This window comes from Aquimarina acroporae, assembly GCF_023195925.1.
In the GTDB taxonomy this organism is placed as follows: Bacteria; Bacteroidota; Bacteroidia; order Flavobacteriales; family Flavobacteriaceae; genus Aquimarina; species Aquimarina acroporae.
In genome coordinates this window covers 182,307-206,208 of record NZ_JALPRE010000003.1, presented here as the reverse complement: position 1 = coordinate 206,208, position 23,902 = coordinate 182,307, and the positions used below count along the sequence as shown (strand labels likewise).

Sequence of the window (23,902 nt, the reverse complement as noted above, 5' to 3'; positions counted from 1 at the left end):
AGGTTTTAAGTAGCTTTAATTTTCACATTTGAAGGAACTAATTCTCCTTGTCCCGGATACATTGGCAAAGGATCTGGCGAATTTGCCGGAGGTGGTTGCTTTGCAGGAGATGTAACTTTAAACTCTGCTATAAAAACGCTCCCCTTTACGATTATACCTTTGTTTCCACTTTTACTTTTGGTCGTTAGTTGATCTGGACCCAACGCTTTTATTGTCAATGTTCCTAAACCTGGAATCACAAAAGGAGGTGCTACATACGAACAGTTTTTAACCTCTACCTTTGATTCATCTCCTTCAATACATACTTTCTTACCATTGATAGTGGTCTTTCCAGATGCGGTTATCTTCCCAGGTTGCACACTGACAACAGCATTTCCAAAAGCAGGTAAAAAATTAACCTGATCCCCATCTATAAGTATTAAATCCATGTCTCTTTTTTACTTAGTTCACTATGTGTATTAAAGGTCAAATGCAACTGCCGAAGCTTCATTAATATAAAATGGATATATCAGATTAAATCGATTGTTTGTGGCTCTTACTACATACTCAATACTGATATGTAACACCCCATTTTCAGGATCTATGTCGGTAACCGATACATCATCTAGTTCAATTCTAGATTCATATATTAACAAAGCTCTAGATACCACACTACTAAGTTCATTGGCTAATTGCTGATCTAATTCTGAAAATAAAAACTGAGTAAGGTCACATCCAAAATCGGGATGCATCATCCGCTCTTTTAAAGAAGTCGACAATAAAATCTGAAGGCTTTGTTTAATATCTTCTTCTCCTGAGGTTAGCTCTACTTCTGCTCCTCCAACTCCAAAAGCAGGAGGAAATGACCAACCGTTTCCTAAAAATTTATTATTCATATGTCTTATATTAAATCCACCTTTTTTCCTTTTACTTTTACTTTTCCTTTTGAACTGATATCAAAATTTCCTGCTGCCTCTATTAAAAAATCCTTAGCACTTATAATTTTAATACCATCCTTATCCATCTTAATACTATTACCATGGGCATCCTCCAGTCTGATTGTCTTTTCTTTCTGATCAATGACTAATATTTGCTCATTAGATTGATCAGCATCTGCTGTAGATAGCGTTACAGTTTCTTTTTCTTCGTCAAACAGTAATTGATAATTAGATTTGGTAAAAATGCCTTTGTATGTGTTCTTTTTCTTTACAGTATGTGGTGCTTTATTACTGTGCATAGCCCCTAAAATAATGGCTTGCCTTGGGTCATCATTTAAAAATCCGACTACCACACGATCTCCTTTTTCTGGAGGAAAGAAGACTCCATGATCTATACCCGCATCTAAGGTGGTATACATAGCCAGAACCTCTGCTGCTTTGGTTTCTCCATGAAAGGCTGGGATATGCACTTTGATTCGAAATCCGTGATTAGTATCTTCTACATCTCCGAGAACTGTTCCTAGCTGCAATCCGTTTATACCTGGTAATAATCCTGCAGCTGGTGTATTAATAATATCAGATTGTGCACTAAACCAATTCGCATCCATCCCAATTTGTATGTAAGTATACCAACCAGACCCCATAATAAACCCATGCCGAACTCCTGTGATGATATATTCTCCATCAAACCGACTTATATTTTCTATTTTTAGCGTTTGTCCTACATGTATTTTTCCATTCCCATTAATTCTAATCGTTCCTTGTACTAGAGAGAGTCTGGATTTTACAAGCTGTGCATCAGACCAAGACTGTAACTCTGATGGATCTGTTGGTACTGCATGTATCAAATTTGCTTCTTTGCCACCTATAGCTTCAGATAACTGTGATGTTTTATAATCAATAATATTAAGTACTTGTTCTTTTCCTTTTTTAGGAACACTCAATTCTAATTGATCTTTTTTTGTCTCCAAACCAAATGAATGTACTTTTTCATATTGATGACGACTATTAATTTTTAAATCAAAATGTGCTAAATCTATCCCAAAGGTTAATGTATGATCTGTACTTCCAATTTGTGGGGAAGAAACAGATACTACTCCATTATCTACTTTCACTAATTGCCCATTAGCTTCTGCTCGTGACACTATAAAATCCCAATCTGAAACATAGTACTGTACCATCTGAGGGTGCATAAAAGAGGTACTTTGAATTTTTCCCACCTTTGAATCTTCGTAAGTATCAATTAGACCTTTTATAATATTACTATCTGTTTGATTCTTAAATACTCTGTTTTTTCGTAACGTGGTCATTTGTATACTCGAATCACAAAGCTCGATAGTTAATACAGACTGATATTGCGTGCGTTCTATTTCCTGATTGATAACTACACCCTCAAAAATCCTAGTTTCATTCGTGTTATTTCCCTCATAGCGCATAAAAATCTCAATCAACGCTCCTGGTATAAACGCATTACTTTCTAAAGTGGTGAACTTTTGATTCGCTACACAACCGTCTGATAATTTGAGTTCTGCCACCGGTATTTTGTTAAACTCATTACTCGTATCTATAGACAATAATTCATACGATCCTAATGGAAGGATCTTGCCGTTGCTTTTGATCGTACTGGTTACTACTGTTGATGACATCTTTTATTTTTCTATTGGTGGAAAGTAAATTTCTTGTCCCGGGGTAAGATTTCTAAAGTCTTTTAGTTTATTCGCTCTAGCTACTAATGGATAATACAAAGGAGAACCATATATTTCTTGGCACATCAATGGTAATCGATCACCCGACTTTACGATGCGATAATGGGTAAGGTCTGGAGATTCTAACCCCAACTCTGCTACTTGCTCCTCGGGAGCATGATCTTCCATAAAAGAGACATTCAGTTCAGCTCGTAATGGGTCCCCATTTCTATCGAATAGGGTATAGTTAATATCTAAACTTGTTAATCTACAACTAAAATTCAATGTCTTACCCCAACTTAAAATTAGGAATCGAGGTTCGTGAATTTTACCCTTTATCTTGGTAGTATTCTTTAAAAAATCATCTATTCGATCAGTAACACTTTTTCGAGTACCTCGTAATTGTCTAAAGGCAATCTCAGCACCAAATTGATCTACATCAGTTCCATCAAAAATCAAACTCATACTAACCCTGGAAGAGTCGCTGTACATGAATTTGGCATTGCTCTGGTTTTGAGGATTGCTAGCGTCGTTGGTAAACTTATTTACAAAGCTTCGCTTAACTGACTCAGGATTAAACATCACTTCAAACTTGTCCTTTTCATTTGTTCTTTTTTGGTCATCAAAAGAAATGATAGTAAGTTTTTGCAGTTTAAAACCTAATTGACTTAATAATGCCATAATTTATCTAAGGTTTTTCTTTTTCAATATTTTTAATACATGATGCACACATTCCTGAACAATTTCCTGTTGTTCTTTTCTCATATCGGTGGATTGATCCATTTCGTTTGTCTGTGAAGCATCTGAAACAATTGCCCGAATGACAATTTCTTTGATCTCTACCGCCATTTTTATATCCTTAAAATTTGAAATCGAGTATATGCCAATTCCATAGTATCAATAGCTACAGAATTAGATTGTGCATCAAGGTCAGACACAGACCATTTTACAGGATATGCTTTTAGAAACAACCATCCTCCAATTGGAACACCTTCTTCATTGAATAATGTCACCAATACATTTGAAGGATTAAACTTAAACAAGGAAAATGTTGTATTAAATTCAATATTTAATGGAGAACCTATCTGACCTATAGCCGAAAAACCGTCTATACCATCGGTTAGACTGCTAGCAACGTAACCTCGTTCTAGTACCAAATTATTGTAATTTATCCTTTTGGGTATTCTATGTGAATGTAGGTTTTCTCCACCTTCATTTATGGTATCCAATTGTACTTCGGTACTAATCCCACTTACTTTTTGGAACCTAAGATCTATCGGATTAGGAATTACACCTCCAGATAGAAAGAATACTCCAAATCTGTGTGATAATGTTGGTTCTCGGTCTGCAAAATTGATTGCTCTTAAAACATCTAACATATGGTAATTTCTTAATTATGTTTCACTCGTAAATCATGAGCTATTAAATCCAAACTCTCTATTGCTATATCGCTAGTACTAGCGCTAAACGATGGAGCATCTAATTTGAAAGGTAATGCTCTAGAAACCTCCCAAACAACGATGCCCATCCCAGCTTCATCAAATAGTTCTATTCGAATGTCTTTCTTTTCACCAGACTTAATCCAATCATATAAATCACTGCGACGTTTGACCAATCCCCTTTTTAAAGTGACATTAATAGGTTTTCTTTGGCCACGAATTAAATGGTCGCCTATGGCCCAGCTAAAACCGTTTCGATACAATACATGATCGTGATCAATTTCTAAACCCGAAATCTCTGAGAAAGACATGATTTCTATTCCATTAATCGTTACCTGATAGTTATATACCGGTAACGGATAGGTTTGACTAATTTGCTGTTTATCGATTGCCACTGTACCTCGGTTTTTTAGATTTATATTGACTTACAATTCTGGTTTTATTATGTAGAATAGTACCTGCTTTGTTTACTTGAATTTTATGCTTCTTCCATGGTTACTCGAAACGCCATTAAATCCATAGATTCTATAGCCACATCATTAGAGCTTGCATCAAAAGAAGGAGCCGTTAATTTGGTTGGAAAAGCATCAATAACTTTCCAGCTAACCACTGTACTACCAGTCTCATCTAAAAGATGAACTACGATATCTCTTTTATCTACTTGGTTTAATTGTATGTCATTGATCCAATCATAAAAAACAGGAATACTCTTTCCTTTTACCAATCCCTTTTTCATAGATATGTTTACCGGTTGAATCTGTCCTGGCATATACATAATATTAGGTCCTACTTTTCCTCCGGTAGCAAAGCTTTCTTTATATGTAGTTGTTTCGAAGGATAATTCTAAACCTGATACCTCTGAAAAACTTATAGACACTCCATTTATATCTACTCTATAATTATAGGTTACCAAAGGGTAATCTGTTTTTATTTGTTCTTTAGTTAAAGCCATTGTTTTTTACTTTTTACTTATTCATTATATTTTTAAGTGCCAATTATGCTTCTTGTAGCTTATGAGAGAATTTTAGTATGATAAATTCCGCAGGGCGTACTGCGGCCAATCCTATTTCTACAATCATCTTACCTTCAAGAATATCCTGTTGTGTCATGGTCTTACCCAATCCAATATTTACAAAATATGCTTGTTCTTCGGTAGCACCTGCCAAACCTCCTTGTTGCCAAATTCCATACAAAAAGCTTTCGATCATGGCTTTCATCTTTAGCCAGGTTACTGCGTCATTAGACTCAAATACAGCAAACTGAGACGCTTTTTTGGTAGATTCTTCTATCATATTGAATAATCTTCTAACCGATACGTATCGCCATTCATTATCATTACCTGCTAATGTACGAGCCCCCCAAACCATGGTTCCTTTTCCAACAAAACTTCTTATGGCATTAATTGATTTACCGCTGGTAGTATCTACATTAAGTCTTTCCTGATCTTTAGAAGTAATTTTCTTTACTGGTCCTATGACAGCGTTTAAGCTTACATTTGCTGGAGCTTTCCATACTCCTCGTTCTCTATCTGTAGTTGCATATGCTCCTGCTACTGCAGCACTTGGAGGCAAAGTGATACGTTGTTTAGTTACTTCACTGACTACTCTACTATATAATTCAGATTGAGATTCTTTTATTGATGATAAACTAACAGATACCTGATCTCCACCAGTACTTGTAAGGTCACTTGTTCCTGCAGAAGACTCTACTACGGTGGCTCCGTTTAACAAAACAATATCAAAATCGCCCTTGTTTGTGAATGTATTCCATTCATTTATAATTTCATTGGCTGGAGTTCCGTCTCCGACATTCATTGTCAACGTTGCGTCTGAAATACTAAAAGAAGGTATGCTCCCTGATCCTTTATTAATTTTCACTTTTGGAGCATCTTGTGCCGCCCCATTATATACGATTCTTATTGCTCCTGCTATTTCTAATTGAAGAGCTTCATTGGCTGAAGAACCTGAGATTAAAACATCATCCTCATCGTAACGATAGGTAAGTGATGTTTGTAAATATGGCATGTACGCAGCACCATATTTTAAATTATTGGTACCTATTCCATTTCTGAAAGATGTTACATCTTCATCATCTTTCTGAATATCGAAAATGCAAAATCTATCTTTTAAGTCTTGACATTGCGTCAATGCACTCTGGCAAACCTCATGATAATCAACAGCGTCTAATCTAACCGCTTCACCAAGCATAATCAATGTAGGTTCATCTTCTTTACTCAATGTTTCCAGTCCTTTCAAAAATGAAGCTTTGTTGTAATCATCTTTGTAACTTCCAACAGAAATGATATAACAATCACCCCCACCATTTTTAAAGTATAAATCTACAGCGTGATACAAAGTGTGTTGGGGAGCTGTTACTTCAACATCTCCTATAAGATCATCTTCTGTAATCTTTACATTAAAAGATGCTGTTTGAGCTCCTCCAAACGCTTCTTTAAATTCTAAAAGCGTAGCTATTCTAATAGCTGTATTTCGAATATCTTTTCCGTTTTTTACCGCTTTTTCAGTATATCCTATAAAAGCGGGTACAGCAGTAGAAACCTCTGCTACAGATTGTGGTAAAAGAGGGACTTCTTCTGTGTACACATCTGGTGTTAAAAATCTAGACATATTTTAATAGTTTTAAATATTTATATTGGGCATTTCCAAAAAAACAATACGATTCTCCAGACATGCCTTTTCTTACTTAATTTTAATAATTTGAACTCCTTGTTGTTCTATTCTGGGGTTTGGTAAATGGCTGATGAGGACATCACCATCTTGAAGTAGTTTGATATTTTTAATGGGGACACTACTATAGGGAACTAAATCTTTAGACTCGAAAACCTTTATTTGGGTATCGGGAAAATTTAACTGAATAGAATTTATTATCTGATCTGTTGTATTTTCACCTACTACAATTTCATTGAAACTAATTTGATTATCTCTTGACTCTAAATTTATATCTGTCTCTTTTGTATTCGAAACAAAGTAATATTTCCATTTTACAGATTTTGCACCAAATATGGCTTTAAACTTCACAAATGCATTAGGAGAAGAAGTATCAATCAAATTTGCTTTTATAACAATATTCGCTAATGCAGAATACCCATTAAAAACTCCTTCTTGTATGGCTTGACCTACTATTAATTCCTTAATGTTTTCCCGTGAATCTTGATTAGAGAAAGAGATCATATTTCCTTCATCTATTTCAGAAAAGTCTGTAATTTCCTGGGTGTCATACGATGTTGGATACACATAAAAAGTAAAGTTATCATCTTCATTTAAAGGTAAAATACTTTCATTTCCTTTAGAAATAGGAGCCAAAACCCTTATCCCTTTTTCTGTTTTCTTAAATATGAATCCAAGAGCATTCAGGTGTTTTCTTGTTTCATTTTTTGGAACAAGCACTATATCTTTAGCTATCTCAGAAAGACAAGGATGAATAATTTCTATGTCAAAAAAATTGCGATATTGCATTTTACAATTTGTTTAATTGGGTATATGACTTATTTACAAACATCTTTTTATGCTGGTGGAGTAAGATTAAAAGTTAGATGAAGTTTTCTGATGGATGTTTAATTCTGTATTGGATATTGGTAATCCCACAAACTCCATACTTTGATCATCGATAAATGATAGCAAACGTACTTTATACAGCACCGAAGGCAGGTACGATGTATTTAGCGAATGCCATACCTGATTTTGCTCTTCTAGAGGGAGTGATATTAGTTCTAATACAAGCTTTTCAATATTTTCTTCAGATAATTGAGGAGCATTCAAAGGATCAAAATTTCTATTGACCTGAAAAAATTTAATCACATGTGATAAGAACTTAAGCGCTTGATCATATTTATTAAACTTAGACACGAACAAAATCAACAACTCGATTCTTATTTCCGGATTCGCTTGCGTTTTGATACCATTTCTTACGATTCCGGCAAATTGGTCTGCATTTCTAAATTTCCTATCCTCAGAAATATTAATCAGAAAAGGAGTTATTTTATCATTTGTAAAAGAAACCGGATCATTATTATTGGTACTTATAAAATCTATAATATTTGATTCTGTAGTACCTACAATATTCTTAAAATACTCATTGAGTTTATCCTTTAAAACCGTTAATACAACATCAACCATATTCGCTCAAATTTTATTGAATTTTTGATATCTTAAAATTAGTTCGGAAGGTAGTATCTGTTATAGTAGAAGTCCGGCAAATACGTAGATATTTCCGACAACACATATTGTATAAAATCGACATGCTATGATTTTTCCGACAATGGTAATTAATGATTGACCTTAACGTAAAAGAAGTCTAACCAAAACAACACACATGTCCTTATATGTATTACTATATAATTATGATATGCATGTCAATCTATCTTGTTAAAGATGCAGAAAACCCAACTTATATAAATTGGGTTTTCACTTGAATTTACTTAAATGAAATATAAAAACTAAATAATTAAATTTTATCAGAAAACTATCTTTCTACCATGATAATAACCTGAATTAATATACTCATGGAGTTCATGAACATTTTTACTGGTAATAGACCCTGCGGCAACTATTTCTATCTCACCTTTAGCTAGATTTACCATTTTCTTGAGAACTACTTTACCTTCTTGGGCAGTGTGTTTACCACCAGAAGTTAACACAGCTGTAATTCCATCTATTTTTAATACTTTTTTGAGAGCTTTCAGAATATCTGGGGTATCATCGATAGCTTTATGAATGACTACTTTCATTGGTAATGCTAATTTTACCAATGTTTTAATTCGCTTTATATCTAACGTATTGTTTTTAGTTAAAATTCCAAATACTACACCTTCAACACTAAACATATGACAATATTGAATCTGTTTTTTCATCAACTCAAACTCATCATCAGAATACACAAAATCTCCTCCGCGAGGTCGAATCATAACTCGTATAGGAATGTCTAATTCGTGTTTAACTCTTTGTATTACCTCCAAAGAAGGGGTAATTCCTCCAAGGCTTAAATCTCCACAAAGTTCAATTCTATCTGCACCATTTTGCTCTGCAATTTGTGCTTGTTTTATCCCTTCTACACAGGCCTCTTTTATAACCATAATTATTCATCTTACAGATTGAATCTTCTAATCTACAGTTTTAATAATTTTAGTAGTTCTCTTCGGCATCAATAAGTAGGTCATATATCTTATCATCTATAATTCTTGCACTTCCTATTAATGCAGCATTTTCTAATAGTTTACTTTTATATATTGGAGTATTAATTTGAAATTCGTTCAGGCTATCTTTTAAATCCTTCTCAAAGAAATGCCAAGCATTTGATATATTACCTCCAACAACCAGGGCTTCGGCTCCAAATTCTGAAAGCCAAGGGGCTAAAAAACCAGCTAAATTTTGAGAAAACTCTCTAAAAATGAATTTAGCGGTATCTAAATTCTCGCTATTCATGATAAGCTCTTTAACTCCTTTAATTTTATTTCCTGAAATCTCTTCGTAACGACGTTGAAACCATTGTGTAGAGAAATAGCTGTCTGCTATATCTTCTTTAAATTGCAAATGATATAATTCACCGTATTTCGGTACGCCAACGCCATGTTTTAAGGATATACCTTCATTTAAGAATGTTGCACCCAAGCCTGTCCCCAGAGTAATTGCTACACATTTTTTAAACGAAGACACCTCACCGATCCAAGCTTCTCCAATACCAAAGCATGCAGCATCATTATAAAACCTAATCGATGTTTCTGCATTAAGGTTAAGTTCTTCTTTGATATATTTTCGAAGATCGACATTGTATAATTCTTCAAATTTTCCCTCTCCCTTATTTGGGAAAATTCCATTGTAATAATCAAACGGTCCAGGAATTGCTATTCCAATTCCATTTAACTTCTCACCCTTAAGATTATCTATAGCAATTCCCAATACTGAAATCCAACTGTTTAATATGGTATCTCGAGAATCGTTACATCCAACTTCCATTTTATATATATGCTGGGTCTTATCGGGAGATCTCTCGTCTATGGTTGCTGCCATGATATGGCTTCCTCCTATGTCTACACCTATCGTCATTATTATTTAAACTTTTACAGTAGTTTTTTATCGTTTATCTAAGACATCCTAATAGTCTCAATGCTTTATCTACAAAAACTTTCTTTTACTTTACATTGAAATAAGATGCTAACCTAATATCATCAGAGGCTGCTCCAATCTTTATTTTGAACTCCCCAGGTTCTACTATTCGTTTCATATCTTTATTCCATAATGCTAAATCATCGGGATATAAGACAAAATTCACTTCTTTTTCTTCGCCTGCCTCCAGGTCAACACGTTGAAACCCTCTTAACTGAATTCCTGGTGTTACCACAGAACTATACACATCAGAAATATATAATTGCACTATTTCTGATCCTTTTCGGTCTGAGGTATTTTTGATTTTCACTTTTACGAATTGATTTTCATCTTTGGTTATCTCAGGTTTCTCAATCTGTAAATCTGAGTATTCAAATTTGCTATAACTTAAACCATGTCCAAAGGCAAATAAAGGTTTATTACTACCATCGACATAACCTCCTTTAGAAGATTTTTTAAGATTATAGTATAACGGTAATTGACCTGTATGTTTTGGAAAAGTAACCGGTAATTTACCCGATGGATTAACTTTTCCGGTAATAATATCTACTGTAGCCTTTCCTCCAAATTCTCCTGCATACCAGGTTTCCAAAATCGCATCTACTTGTATACTTTCATCTTCTAATGCCAAAGGTCTTCCATTTTGAAGCACTAGTATTATAGGTTTATTAAGCTTAGACACTTCTTGTATCAACTTTTTACCATAATTATTGAGTTCGAGACTTATTTTATCTTTTCCTTCTCCTGATTCTTCATCTTTTTCTCCTAATACCAAAACAACCACATCAGAATTTTTAGCAGCTTCTAATGCCTTTTCTATAGCTGAGAATTGACTTTTGGTATCGGGTTTAACTTTCCAGAAAAGTTTCATCCCGGCAAACTGTTCATACTCTGCAAATTCTAATTTAAACGGGTATTTCTTGTCTTTTTCTAGACGTATTTTATAATTTGACCAAACATTCATTTGTTCTCTTTTCCAATTATCGAGTACCAGCTCTCCATCAATATATAAACGAGCCACATCATCTGCGATCAATGAAAATTCATATACTCCGGTATACTCTGGCACCACATATCCTTTCCATCGAATTGAAAAATTATTATCAGAAATTCCTGGCGCAGGGCTTAAATTATGCCAGTATTTATTCAAATTAGATTCGATTTGTGTTACCTCTGGTTCTCCAGAGAGTTCAACATTGTTAAAATATTCTGCTGTCAAGCCTTTTTCTCCTTTTTCAGTTTGAAAAAATCGTTCGTCAATTTGTTCCATACTATTTGCGGGAACTCCTACCTCTACAAAGTCGACCTTGTAATCGGTTTCCTTAAATGCATCCAAAATTGAAATGCCATCTACATTTTTAGGTGAGTAACCTCCAAGCAAGAATTTATTAGCTAATTCTCCTATAACTGCTATATTTTTCACCTTATCTTCTAAAGGGAGTAAATTATTTCTATTTTGAAGAAGTGTTATTGATTTATTTGCAGATTCTAATGCTAATTCTTGATGAGCTTTTGAATGATATCTCTTACCTTTTAATGAAGTATCGATATATGGATTTTCAAAAAGCCCTAGTTTAAACTTTACATACAAAACACTACTAACCGCTCTATCCAAATCTTCAATATTTAATGTCTTATCATTTATACTTTCTATAATTGATTGCTGAAACAACTCATGGCTATAATCATAAAATTGCATGTCTAAACCTGCCCTAATCGATTTATTTATAGCCTCCTTTGGGGTCGATGCGGTAAAATGAGAATTGTTTTGTTTGGCGATAGCTCCTAAGTCTGAAAGGACCATTCCTTTGAAACCCCATTCTTCTCTTAATACTTTTTTCAACAGCCATGAATCAGCTGCTGCAGGAACTCCATCCCATTCATGATATGCGGCCATTGCTCCCAAGGCTTTTGCTTCGGTAAATGCCTTTTCAAAAACATATAAAAAATTGGATCTTGCTTCGCGTTCTCCTATAAAAACTGGAGCAGTATTTTTTCCTCCCTCAGGAATACTATGAATTCCAAAATGCTTTGGCTCAGCAATAATAGCGTTATCTGCGGTTAAGTCTTCACCTTGCATACCTTGTATTATTGCCACACCATTTCGTGCGGCCAAGTAAGGGTCTTCACCATAAGTTTCCTGAATTCGACCCCATCGAGGTTCTCGTCCAATACCTAAAACCGGTGAAAGAACCATATGAACTCCTACAGAACGTGCCTCGGCACCTATGGCTTTTCCAATTTTTTCCATGAGTTCTACGTCCCACATGCTACCCATGCCTATAGGTACCGGAAAAGCGGTACTCTTATTACCTTGATAACCGTGTAAGGCTTCTTCAATAAATAGTGCAGGTATCCCCAATCGTGTGTGTTCTAAGACATATTTTTGAAGTTCATTGGAGACCTCGGCAGATTCTGGATAGTAATCATGGATCGATCCAATAGTGGTTTTTTCCAGAATCTTATCTGTTTTTTCTTTAGACAATTTACCATTATACACTAGGTCATTTGCAGAATACATATCTAGTTGTCCCACTTTTTCTTCCAAAGTCATTCGGGATACCAAATCTGACACTCGTACTTCAATAGCCTCATCCTTATCTAAATATATCGGTGTTCTAGATTCATTCTTGCATCCTAGCAAGCTTACAATTGTGAAAAAACTAATTAAAAAGTGCTTCATGTTTCTGATTACTTTAGAACTCTTTTTAAACTTTAAGTGTTATCAGATACTTTTTTTATTCGATATCCTTCTATTCCGTAAAATACCAGATACGAATAGCAAATTATAGGAATAAAGAAAGATAATTGAATCCCTATACCATCTGCTACAGCTCCTTGTAACAATGGAATTAAGGCTCCCCCTACAATCATCATCACCAATAATGATGATGCCTGACTTGTATATTTTCCTAAATCTTTAATCGCTAATGTGAATATATTTGACCATAATATAGAATTGAACGCTCCTATTGCTATGGCGCTCCAGAAAGCTATTTCACCCTGACTCAAGATCATTACCAACAATAAAACAATAATAATTGATGCAAAAAGTGTTAGTACTTTAGATGGCTTTGACCCTCCAACAAGAAAAGCTAGGTAATTAATAATCAAGAATACTATAAACAGCCATATTTTTGAAAATGGTAGTAATTGAAGCGAAAATTCGGCTCCTTCTACTTTTATGGCAGTAATAAAATACAAAACTATAAAGAACAATACCGACAACCCGGCCATAATACTATATTTCTTAGTAGTATTTGTAATACTCCCCATAGAAACAGAGCCTAAAAACCTTCCTATCATCGCTCCCCCCCAATAGTAGGAAAGAAACACCCCTCCTTCGGCTTCGTCCATTCCCATCACCGATTCTAAACCAAAAAAATTGATTAGAAAGCTACCAATAGAGACTTCTCCTCCTACATAGAAGAAAATCGCAAACATCCCTAAAACTACATGTCGAAACTTTAAAACTCCAAGACCCTTTTCTATCTTTTCATTATTTACAAATGAAGGCAATTCTATAAATTTTATAATAATAGCCAGAGCGAGAAAAAGCCCACCATAAATAAGATAGGGCATCTTTAAAGAGTCTACGGTAATTTCACCATTTGAAAAAACTTTATATAATAATATAGCCCCAATTATTGGTGCTAGGGTAGTTCCAAACGAATTAAAACCTTGTGCCAAATTGAGTCTGCTCGAAGCTGTTTTAGAGTCTCCCAATATAGCTGCATAAGGGTTTGCTGTTATCTGCAAAATAGTAACCCCAGATGCCAATACGAACAAAGCTCCAAGAAAAATACCATATCGTTGGTAGTTCGCTGCAGGATAAAATAGGCAACATCCTATTCCGCATAGGATCAAACCCACGATAATCCCATTTTTATAACCTATTTTAGAAATAGGATCTCCCTGACTCACTGAGATCAAAAAGTAAATTAGAGAAATCACGAAGAATGCCCCAAAAAATGCAAATTGTATCAAAGCCGCCTGGAAATAAGAGAGTTCGAATACAGCCTTTAGATGTGGTATTAACACATCATTCATCACTGTTATAAACCCCCACATGAAAAATAAAAAAGTGATTGTTATAAACGGTTTTTTGTAATTCATTTTTTGTTTATCCATAGTGTTTGAACTTTGATTTTTGGTTTATTGATTGGTGTTGGTTTTATTTTTTGTATTCAAAAATTTGTAGTTTATCATTATTATTAGCTACCAGGATCAAATTCTGATTTTCAATAATTCTCATCTTTCTCACATCTTTATTGGTAAAAAAACCACTATTCACCACTGTTTCTGGGCTAAATCCTCCTTTCCCATTTCCATAAAGAAGTACACCTGTACCCGCATCGTTACGCATAGTTTCTATTTCTGATACATATAGATTTCCTGCAAGCAGAACATCTAAATTACCATCGGCATTAAAATCCTTAATAACCATATCATTTACGTTAGAAAATTGTGCCCTGTTTGGCAAGGGAGATATTCTAAATCCGTCTTTCCCTAAATTCTCTATATAAGAATTGGCAAAAGTTTGTGTCTCGTAATGAAGGGCCTCTTGTAAATTATCATTCCCATAAACTTCATTTATTTCTAAGGATGCAAAAAGATCATATTTTTTGATCTTTTGTTTAAGCTGCGGAATTTGTTGTGCTGAGCATGAAAAGCCTCTTAACGGGTAATGTTTACCATAATTGTAATATCCCAAAACGATATCGTTATTTCCGTTATTGTCAAAGTCTTCATAATACACATCAAAGGGAGTATCTGGAGAAGTTTTATATTTATAATTGAGCCCTAGATTTCCGGCAATAAAATCGATATCACCGTCATTGTCAAAATCTCCTTTTTCTATACTAAACCACCATCCAGATGATTGTTCTAATCCCAGAGGTTTAATTTTTCTAAAGTTTCCGTTATCATTTTCAAAAACTGTTATTGGCATCCATTCTCCAACAAGGATTAGGTCAGAGTCTCCATCGCTGTCATAATCCTCCCAGACACCATCGGTAACCATACCTATATTTTGTAGTTGAGGAGCTATCTGAGCAGTAACATCTACTAAGTTTCCATTTTTGTTCTCTAAAATATAGCTTGACGTAGGTTCGGGATACGATTTTGGAGTTAATCTACCTCCAACAAATACATCAAGATCTCCGTCTTTATCAAAATCGTTGGAGATTACGTTGGCTCCACTAACTGCTGGTAATTTTACTTCAGTATTTTTAATAAAATTACCACTTCCATTATTGATATATAAGCGATCAGTATATTCTTTAGCACCCGGCTTATATTCATACCCTCCGCTCACTACATATAAATCCTGATCACCATCATTATCGACATCAAAAAAAGTAGCATCTACATCTTCATTAAAACGATCATCTTCGAAAGGTTTCTGATAGGCTTCTGTAAAAGAGCCCAAAGTATTTTGTACATATATTGAGGCAGCCTGATCTTTTGCTGCCCCAATATAAACGTCTAACAGGGTATCTCCATTAATATCTCCAATGGCCAAAGCAGGCCCAAATTGAGATAATTTATGAGGTAATAAAATTTGATCTCCATAATCATCAAAGTAGTTCTCTTTATGACTGTGCTTTAATTTTTGAAGTTTTGTAATATCTTTAAAAATGGTCTCTAATGCCCCTTCTTTTATTGTATTTGTAGAAATTTGTTCATTCATAAAAAGAGTAATTTCCTGATTTGCCTGTACATCATTTAAAATGGTTTGCTTACCATTTGGCCAATCTATAAGTACCTTATGCACTTTTAAAAGATCATTTAATCCAAAATGAGCAATCTGTTCACTAGTTGAATAAATCCCTCTAACGTTTGTTGTCTCTGCAAACTGTTTCTGGTCTTCATACAATAGTGTAACTTTGGTTCCTAAGGTCGACGCATTGGTTTTATCTAATAGTTTAAATATCAAATAATTACAATTTGCATTTTCGCTGGTGTTATTTTTATATACATATGCTCTTTCATTGATATTGTTTACCACAATTTCAAGATCACCATCATTATCTAAGTCTGCATAGGCTGCACCGTTTGAGAATGTTTTCTGATCTAAACCCCAATCTTCTATAACCTTAGAAAAGGTATAATCTCCATTATTCTTAAAAGCATAATTTTTAAGTTTTTCGGAAGGTAAAATTTGGACCGTTTCTTCTAAATTTAAAATATCCCATATACTTACATCGCCGGCGTTAGGGTTATTTTTCACAAATGTATTGGCCACATCTACTACATAATCTGCCAGTCTTTTATTGGCATCTGTATTACGTATATCTCTCAATAAACCGTTGGTTACGTAAATATCTTTTAATCCATCATTATCAAAATCTGCGATTAGATTAGACCAACTCCAATCGGTAGAAGCAATGTTTGCCAATTCTGCAATTTCGCTGTAAGTACCATTTCCATTATTGAGTTGAAGGGTATTGAACATATACTGATAGTGGCCTCCATTATTGACTACTTTCCAGAAAGCCTCGGGATTCATCCCACTCATATTGGACTTTAATCGTACATTATCTTCTGCAGCCATATCGGCTACCATAATGTCAAGTAGTCCATCATTATTAATATCTGCAGCATCTACTCCCATACTAAAATATGACATGTGGTTTAACGCAGTGTTTGCGACATTCGTAAATGTCCCATCCTGATTATTTAGATAAAAGAAATCGGGTAAATAAAAGTCATTTGCGATATAAAGGTCTGTGAAACCATCATTGTTGAAATCACCTGCAGATACACTATTTGCATTACTAGTGCGTAAAACTCCTGCTTCTTCACTAACATCTACAAAACGGGTATTATTGACATTTTTATAAAGTTTGGATGCATACTTTAAGTCATTTTTAAGGTTGATACCAAAAAACTTAGAGTAGCTTCCAGGGTTTGGGGGTTGATTCAATAAAAAAAGATCTAAAAATCCATCGTTATTATAATCTAAAAACGTCGCATGTCTGGTACGTTGATTATTATCTAATCCAAATTTGGCAGACCGTTCCGAAAATGTGAGATCGCCGTTATTGATATATAATTTATTTCTTCGAAGTTCATCATCATCGTCATAAAGTTCTCTGCAGATATAAATATCGGTATAACCATCTCCATTTACATCGGCCAAGACGATTCCTGAGGACCATCCTCCATCATCCAAAATACCAGCTTTTTCAGTAATATTTTCAAAGTTCAAATTGCCTTTATTCAGATATAATTGATCTCCAACAAGATTTCCTCCAAAGAAAATATCTTGTAACCCATCATTATTGAAATCTGCAATACCCACACCAGCCCCTCCATAATAATTAGAATATAATAGAATATTCTTATCCTTGAGATCTACCACATCATTTGAAAAAGATATTCCTGTTTTGTCTGAAGAGAGCAATGTAAAAGTTTTCTTTTCTTGGGCGTTTAAACGTACACCCAAGAAAAGAAAAAGGCTAACCCAAAAAACCCATACTAGTTTCATCTGTTTATATTTATTGTTTTTTAATTGCCAGATGGAATAACCATGTAATCATTTTTACTTATTCACTGAATTATTACGGCTTATTTCGTGAACTCTAAGATAAAAAGAAGGGAAAACAATCCCTTCTTTTTGGTTAAATCAAATCTATATTCTTGGCTAATGCCAAATTATTCAACATCCCACCATATTCTGGTGGTAAATTGATCTGGTCCTTGTCTAGATATAGCCGCTTGATAATTCTGAGGGTTTGTAGTTTGCTCTCTTTCAAAGTAACGAAGTCTTCTTGGGATCATCCCATTAGACTCATTTCCAGGATAATCTACAGAAATCAGTACCGGAAAACCTGTTCTTCTCCAATTTGCAAAAGATTCTATATCATTTAAAAAAGTAACTATCCAATATTGTGTATTTACCTGTTCAAGACCATTGACTGCATTATAAGGATTTGCAGTTAAAAAATCCTGAATCTCAGTATCTGTTACGCTTTGGTCACCAACATCATACAAGTCTAATTGTCTCATTGCGGCTGTAACCCCTGCATCATAATGTGCGGCTGGATCACCTCCTGCAATTCCCCATCTAATATCTGCTTCGGCTAGCATAAATTCTACTTCTGCATAGGTTTGGAAAAAATAAGGTTCGTCTTCTGCTGTAATCAAATTTCTATTAGGTTCTGAAAAATTGTTGATATCATCTCCTCCAGGTATATCAAGAACTGTGGTAGCATCAAGCCCATTAGGTAGCCCTATTTGCATAGCAGGATCATTACTGCCACTTGTATTTCTATCACCATCACCGTCTGGTAAAGCTGCATAAATTCGCAATCTTGGATCTCCGGCCAAAGCATTGATGAACGTATCGCTTAAACGCATATCATCATCTGCACTAAATACCTGACCGTTACCATTTCTATTGATTCCTTCTGGGCCATCAGTATGTTCTACATAAGAAGTATCATCATTAGACTGCATTACACCACCGTCTATTGCTCTTTGTGCCCATTGTTGTGCTCCCGAGGGATCAACCTTTATAAGACGTAATCCTAAACGCAACATCATAGAATATCCAAAACGTTTCCATTTGTCTTGATCTCCATCAAAAAGAATATCTGCAGTACCGAATTGCGAAGTTCCTGTCCCTAAGGCGGCTGTTGCTTCTGCCAACTCATTTAGCATATCTGCATAAATTTCACTTTGAGGATCATAAGCAGGTCTAAAATTCCCATCGGTAAAACCTCTTCCTGCTTCACTATAAGGTACATCTCCATAAAGATCGGTGATTTTATGATAAATAAACACCCTAAGTATTCTGGCGATGGCCAACATTTCTTCGGAGTATTGATCTTCGGTATCTGTTTCTAATTGAGTGACTATATCTTCGATAATTTTCACTTGATCATTATACCCTCTTTCAAACCAGGCGCCAGACCATTGTGCATTGTAAAAGTATTTATCTCCAGCCCAAACACCACCTATTGAAGCCATGTGTTGTATCATCATCGAAGAATAAATTAAATTTCCTCTCCAATTCTCAAAACGATCTCCGGCGGTTCTCAAAATTGCATTAGTGAACTTTGGTCCTGGTTCTAGTTCTGTTGCTGTATTTGGATTAACATTTAGGTCTTCAAAACCACTATCACAAGAAGTAGTACCTAAAAAGATGACCAAAATTGCTATGATTATTTTTTTCATCGTTGAAATATTTTTAAATTCTTAAAATTTCAAATTAACAGTAAGTCCGTAACTCGCGATAGGCGGTAATCCAAAGTATTCTAACCCTTGAGCGTTACCTCCATTAAATCCTGCTTCTGGGTCAATATTCTCAGATTCTCTCATGATAAAGAACAGGTTTCTTCCAACGAGTGAAATACTTGCAGTATCTATGAAAATTTTCTCCAATAATTTTGATGGAAACGTATACCCCAAACTTAATTGACGTAATTTAATAAAATCTGCATCTTCAATAACCTCTTCTGCAATTCCTGAAATTCGTCCATAATACGCTTGTAATGTAGAATTATCGTGGGTAAAGGTGAATGGATTTCCTGCTTCATCAACTCCGCTTACGGTTAATCCTCCTTCTCTACCTTCTAAGGTACGCTTATCTAAACCTGTTGACAGTGCTATGGCATTGGTACCGGCATAAACCTGACCACCAAACTTCGCATCTATTAAGAAACTTAAATCAAAGTTTTTATATCGGAAGGTATTGGTAAGTCCCATGGTCCATGGTGGCACTCCTTCTCCTAAAATTTTACGTTCTGCGCTTTCAATAGGTAATCCATCTGCACCAAATACAATTTGCCCTGCAGCATTTCTTTCATAAGCAGTACCATAAATAACTCCGAATGGCTCCCCAACAATTTGGCTTATGCTAGCATCAAAAGTTCTAACATTACCTACGGTAAGAATATTACTTTGATCATCTGTTGCAACTATTTCACTTTCGTTGAAACCTAAATTATAAGTAACATCCCAACTAAAATTAGAAGTTCGTATAGGTGTTCCTCGAACTAACAATTCAAGCCCATTGTTTTCAAGGATTCCTATATTAGACAATACGTTGGAAAAACCAGAAGTATTAGAAATGTCTACAGGTAAAATATCTCTTTCGGTCTCATTACGATAGTACGCTACATCTATTCCCAATCTACTATTAAAGAAACTAAGATCCAACCCAACTTCGAATTCGCTTTTGCTAAAAGGAGTTAAAGACGTATTAGGTAATGTACCAGTAGCAATTTCTCCTAGAGGTTGCCCCAAATGTCCCTGTCCAAAAATACGATATGGCAGGCTTAATTGGTAAGGCGTTTCGGTACCTCCTGCTACCTCTGAGTAATTTGCCCTAACTCTACCAAAGGTTAACCAAGATGGCATATCCCAGGCACTAGAAAAAACAAAACTACCACTAACCGAAGGATAAAAATCATTGTTTGGTGATGACTTACCGGCCGCAGATAAGGTAGAAAACCAATCATTACGCCCTGTAACGGTCAAATACAAGAAGTCTTTATATCCAAGTTCGACAGAACCATAAATCCCTGAAAACGCTAACTCAGTAAGAGTTCTTTCATTACTTGTGTTTTCTACATTACCTAAAATTTCTAAAAAGGGCACTACAAATCGCTCTCCCCTTAACCTAAGAAAATCTCTTCTTTGTGTATTTTTGTTGGCCCCAAGAAAAGCCTTAATCCCTAAATTTTCAGTAACTTGTTTATTAAACCCTAAGATCAAGTCTGCATCTACCTGGGTTATATTATTTTCTCTTTCTTCGATACTTCCAAGTGGAGTAAACGCAGTACCATACCCCTCAATTTGAGTGGTTCGTGTGGTACCATGATCAATTCCGGCTCTGGCAGTAATATCTAACCAATCAAAAATTTGATACTTAACTGTTGCTGAACTCAATATTCTATTTCTTCTATCAAATGTTCTGAATCGCTCTGCTGCCCAATATGGATTTTGAACAAAAGGGTTTCCTGAAATTTGTTGCTCTACACCATCTTCATTAAATCCTGGAGCTAAATCTTCTATATTCACATTGGCTGGCAATAATCCCGCTGAGAAATTTGCATTTCCAGGCGCATCAGATACCCTAGGTCTGTTAGTTACCTTTTCTACAATATATCTTGCGCTTAAGTTTAATGAGAGTTTATCTGCTGCAACCGATCCTAAATTAAGTGAAAAGGATTTCCTATTTAATTCAGAATTAGGAAGTACATCATCGTTATCAAAATCTGTGGCTGCAAATCTATAATTAAAATTATCACTATTCTTTGACACTGCAACGGTGTTAATTATGGTAACCCCAGTATCATAGAACTTATCCAAATTATTACCTCTATCTACATAAGGTCTAGAAACACCATCAAATTGTACCGAAGAAGGTATACTCCCTAATCTTGGTCCCCAGGAAGAAAATGCAGTTTGCAACCCTTCTTGTGCTGTCGTTGGTGCTACACCTTGAGATCCCTGACCATAGGTTCTTTGAAAATCTCTTACGTTTGTTAATATATCTTCAAAAGTTATTTGAGTACTGTATTCTACACCAAACCCTTGTTCTCTCTTACCATTCTTTGTTTTTATAATGATCACTCCATTTGATGCTCGGGATCCATATAATGCCCCTGCTGCACCTCCTTTTAACACACTTACCGATTCGATATCATCTGGATTAATACTTGAAATTCCATCACCAAAATCTGAACCTCCCCATTCACTTGCCGCTCCTAACTGAGTATTGTCTATGGTAACTCCATCAACAACATATAATGGTTGATTTGTACCCGAAATACTTGAAGCCCCTCTAATAATAACTCTACTTGACCCTGCGGCTCCAGTAGATGGTGGTGTAATATTTACCCCTGCAACTTTACCTTGTAATGCGTTGAGAGCATTGGGTGTTTTTACTTCTGATATCGATTCACCTTCCAACTGGGTAACTGAATATCCAAGTGTTTTTCGGTCACGTTCAATACCTAAGGCTGTTACAATAACCTCATCTAATTGTTCTGTTTCTACGGTTAGCGATACATTAATTGTAGTTTGCCCGTTTACCGCTAATTCTTGGGTCGCATACCCCAAAGTAGAAAAAACTAAGACCGCATTTTGCTTTGGCAAATTAATCGAATAATTTCCATCGAAATCGGTTAAAACACCGACTGATGTGCCCTTGACTATTACGTTTACTCCCGGAAGAGGATTACCTTCCTTAGCATCTGTTACCTTACCTGTTACTGTTGAACCTTGTGCGAAAATAGATTCAAAACATGTAAAAGACATAAACAGCATAAATACTAGTAACTTCTTACACATATTTGTTTATTTAATTGTTAATTTGATATTTGTTTCCCTTAGGGTAATCATTAATTATTAACATAAATATTATAATATCATTAACTTTTCAAAAAGTTTTTCGATCAATAACGACGCTGAAAAGTTAAAAAGCAGAACAACGAAAACGTTTGAAGTTTCTAATATTTTAAAAAAATCTAATTTATTTCCACAGATAACCAACAAAAAGAGGTTATCTATATCCAGATAACCTCTATATTTTCAAACAGTTATTCTATTGTTATTATCATTGTAGGGTTCCTGTTAATTTAGTTTGTTTCCCATACAGTCCTTGAGAAATTCCATTCAAATAACTTTCTCTATTTACCCCATCTAAATTATACATTACAAAGGCACCATATCGATCTCTCTTTGTTCTATTTGCAAAATCTCTAGCTGTTGAGGCCGCAGTTCTCGTCACGTCAACAGCTGCAGCTGCCTTTTTCCTCTTTCCCAACCCTGGAACATTTATATTGGCATATGATCCATAAAATGGTTGAAATGCAAAATCTAAAAACTGCCCAGCTCTCTTTCCTTGTGATTGCATTTGACTCGTAGATTCACCTATACGATAATATGTAATGATCTTATTACTTGGCATAGCAGCTCTTAGCTCTTGAAGTAACCAAATAAACGAATTTCTATTAATTGCTGGTCTTCCCGGTATGGAACCATACTTAGCAAATTCGTCATCCAAATCTACCCCATCAAGACCATTATTCTTTACAACATTGGCCACTTCTTTAGCAAATCTTCTGGCCTCCGCCCTAGTCGGAAAGTTTGCAATACCAACTGCCTGATGATTTCCTAAAATCGACAATAGTACTTTTATTCCTTTTCTTTGTAATGGTTTGATCGTATTATTTCTGTTATTAAGGACTCTCCTAACATTAGGATTCATGCTCAATTTATGAGTCCTTCCGTTCTGAGTATGGTAATTGATATTCGCTGCAAAAATCACCGCGATATCTATCATTGGTTTCCCATTGGGTAAAGTATATGCACCCGCATTTTGCATCTTTTGGTTATTTACTTCTATATACATAACAGAAGCTGGGCTTTTTAATCCGTGCGCTTTTTCCTGTGCTTCGGTAAACTCTTCTAAATTGACAGGTTCTTCTTCACTAATATCATCCTTACTACAGGATATACCTAACATCATTAGGAGTGAGATAAATGTTGCAATTTTGATTTTTCTGATTTGTGTGTACATAATATATTTATTAAAATGGTTAATACTCGGAAGTTTAGGAAAGCTAAAAAGCTATCTTAAAGGTATTTAGAGCTTCTCTTTTACCCTAAAAAAAAAGATGAATAACCACTCAAATAGGTTGAACGAATCTAAAACCTATGTTTGTCAAAAAGAAGAAGTCTTCACAGTACGTCTAAATACTTTTGCGTTTAGGTTTTAGCCG

At 35.0% G+C, this 23,902-nt stretch carries 19 protein-coding genes; all 19 read right to left on the bottom strand.

Annotated features, from left to right (window positions below):
• Positions 1 to 5 precede the first annotated feature (5 nt).
• Positions 6 to 428, bottom strand: coding sequence for a hypothetical protein (locus M0D21_RS05540; RefSeq protein ID WP_248327456.1), 423 nt, complete (start codon positions 426 to 428; stop codon positions 6 to 8).
• Between the two features lie 30 nt (positions 429 to 458).
• Entirely contained in the window at positions 459 to 875 is a 417-nt protein-coding gene (locus M0D21_RS05535; RefSeq protein WP_248327455.1) for a GPW/gp25 family protein, read from the bottom strand.
• Positions 876 to 880: 5 nt separating this feature from the next.
• Complete coding sequence (gene vgrG / locus M0D21_RS05530; RefSeq protein ID WP_248327454.1) at positions 881 to 2,563, bottom strand: type VI secretion system tip protein VgrG; 1,683 nt, start codon at positions 2,561 to 2,563, stop codon at positions 881 to 883.
• 3 nt (positions 2,564 to 2,566) lie between these two features.
• Positions 2,567 to 3,283: a CIS tube protein gene (locus M0D21_RS05525; RefSeq protein WP_248327453.1), complete on the bottom strand. Its 717-nt coding sequence runs from the start codon at positions 3,281 to 3,283 to the stop codon at positions 2,567 to 2,569.
• 3 nt (positions 3,284 to 3,286) lie between these two features.
• A complete protein-coding gene (locus M0D21_RS05520) occupies positions 3,287 to 3,451 on the bottom strand; it encodes a DUF5908 family protein (RefSeq protein WP_248327452.1) in 165 nt (54 codons plus the stop codon).
• A gap of 2 nt (positions 3,452 to 3,453) precedes the next feature.
• Positions 3,454 to 3,981: a phage tail protein gene (locus M0D21_RS05515; protein WP_248327451.1), complete on the bottom strand. Its 528-nt coding sequence runs from the start codon at positions 3,979 to 3,981 to the stop codon at positions 3,454 to 3,456.
• 11 nt (positions 3,982 to 3,992) lie between these two features.
• Positions 3,993 to 4,436, bottom strand: a complete 444-nt coding sequence (locus tag M0D21_RS05510; RefSeq protein WP_248327450.1) for a phage tail protein — start codon at positions 4,434 to 4,436, stop codon at positions 3,993 to 3,995.
• An 83-nt stretch (positions 4,437 to 4,519) separates the two neighbouring features.
• Entirely contained in the window at positions 4,520 to 4,993 is a 474-nt protein-coding gene (locus M0D21_RS05505) for a phage tail protein (RefSeq protein WP_108805100.1), read from the bottom strand.
• 43 nt (positions 4,994 to 5,036) lie between these two features.
• The gene (locus tag M0D21_RS05500) at positions 5,037 to 6,668 is read right to left on the bottom strand and encodes a phage tail sheath family protein (RefSeq protein WP_248327449.1); all 1,632 of its coding nucleotides are present in this window, start codon (positions 6,666 to 6,668) and stop codon (positions 5,037 to 5,039) included.
• Positions 6,669 to 6,740: 72 nt separating this feature from the next.
• The gene (locus M0D21_RS05495) at positions 6,741 to 7,517 is read right to left on the bottom strand and encodes a hypothetical protein (protein ID WP_248327448.1); all 777 of its coding nucleotides are present in this window, start codon (positions 7,515 to 7,517) and stop codon (positions 6,741 to 6,743) included.
• A 66-nt stretch (positions 7,518 to 7,583) separates the two neighbouring features.
• On the bottom strand, positions 7,584 to 8,177 hold the full coding sequence (locus M0D21_RS05490) for a DUF4255 domain-containing protein (RefSeq protein WP_248327447.1): 594 nt from the start codon (positions 8,175 to 8,177) through the stop codon (positions 7,584 to 7,586).
• A 338-nt stretch (positions 8,178 to 8,515) separates the two neighbouring features.
• Positions 8,516 to 9,133: a copper homeostasis protein CutC gene (locus M0D21_RS05485; RefSeq protein ID WP_248327446.1), complete on the bottom strand. Its 618-nt coding sequence runs from the start codon at positions 9,131 to 9,133 to the stop codon at positions 8,516 to 8,518.
• Between the two features lie 49 nt (positions 9,134 to 9,182).
• Complete coding sequence (locus tag M0D21_RS05480) at positions 9,183 to 10,103, bottom strand: ROK family protein (protein WP_248327445.1); 921 nt, start codon at positions 10,101 to 10,103, stop codon at positions 9,183 to 9,185.
• A gap of 85 nt (positions 10,104 to 10,188) precedes the next feature.
• The gene (locus tag M0D21_RS05475) at positions 10,189 to 12,846 is read right to left on the bottom strand and encodes a glycoside hydrolase family 3 N-terminal domain-containing protein (protein ID WP_248327444.1); all 2,658 of its coding nucleotides are present in this window, start codon (positions 12,844 to 12,846) and stop codon (positions 10,189 to 10,191) included.
• 32 nt (positions 12,847 to 12,878) lie between these two features.
• Positions 12,879 to 14,294 carry a sugar MFS transporter gene (locus M0D21_RS05470; protein WP_248327443.1) on the bottom strand — a complete coding sequence of 472 codons (1,416 nt, stop codon included), beginning with the start codon at positions 14,292 to 14,294 and terminating at the stop codon, positions 12,879 to 12,881.
• 43 nt (positions 14,295 to 14,337) lie between these two features.
• Complete coding sequence (locus M0D21_RS05465) at positions 14,338 to 17,655, bottom strand: VCBS repeat-containing protein (protein ID WP_248327442.1); 3,318 nt, start codon at positions 17,653 to 17,655, stop codon at positions 14,338 to 14,340.
• A 167-nt stretch (positions 17,656 to 17,822) separates the two neighbouring features.
• Positions 17,823 to 19,346 carry a SusD/RagB family nutrient-binding outer membrane lipoprotein gene (locus tag M0D21_RS05460; protein WP_248327441.1) on the bottom strand — a complete coding sequence of 508 codons (1,524 nt, stop codon included), beginning with the start codon at positions 19,344 to 19,346 and terminating at the stop codon, positions 17,823 to 17,825.
• 21 nt (positions 19,347 to 19,367) lie between these two features.
• Positions 19,368 to 22,469: a SusC/RagA family TonB-linked outer membrane protein gene (locus M0D21_RS05455; protein WP_248327440.1), complete on the bottom strand. Its 3,102-nt coding sequence runs from the start codon at positions 22,467 to 22,469 to the stop codon at positions 19,368 to 19,370.
• 265 nt (positions 22,470 to 22,734) lie between these two features.
• A complete protein-coding gene (locus tag M0D21_RS05450) occupies positions 22,735 to 23,700 on the bottom strand; it encodes an endo-beta-N-acetylglucosaminidase H (RefSeq protein WP_248327439.1) in 966 nt (321 codons plus the stop codon).
• Positions 23,701 to 23,902: the final 202 nt, after the last annotated feature.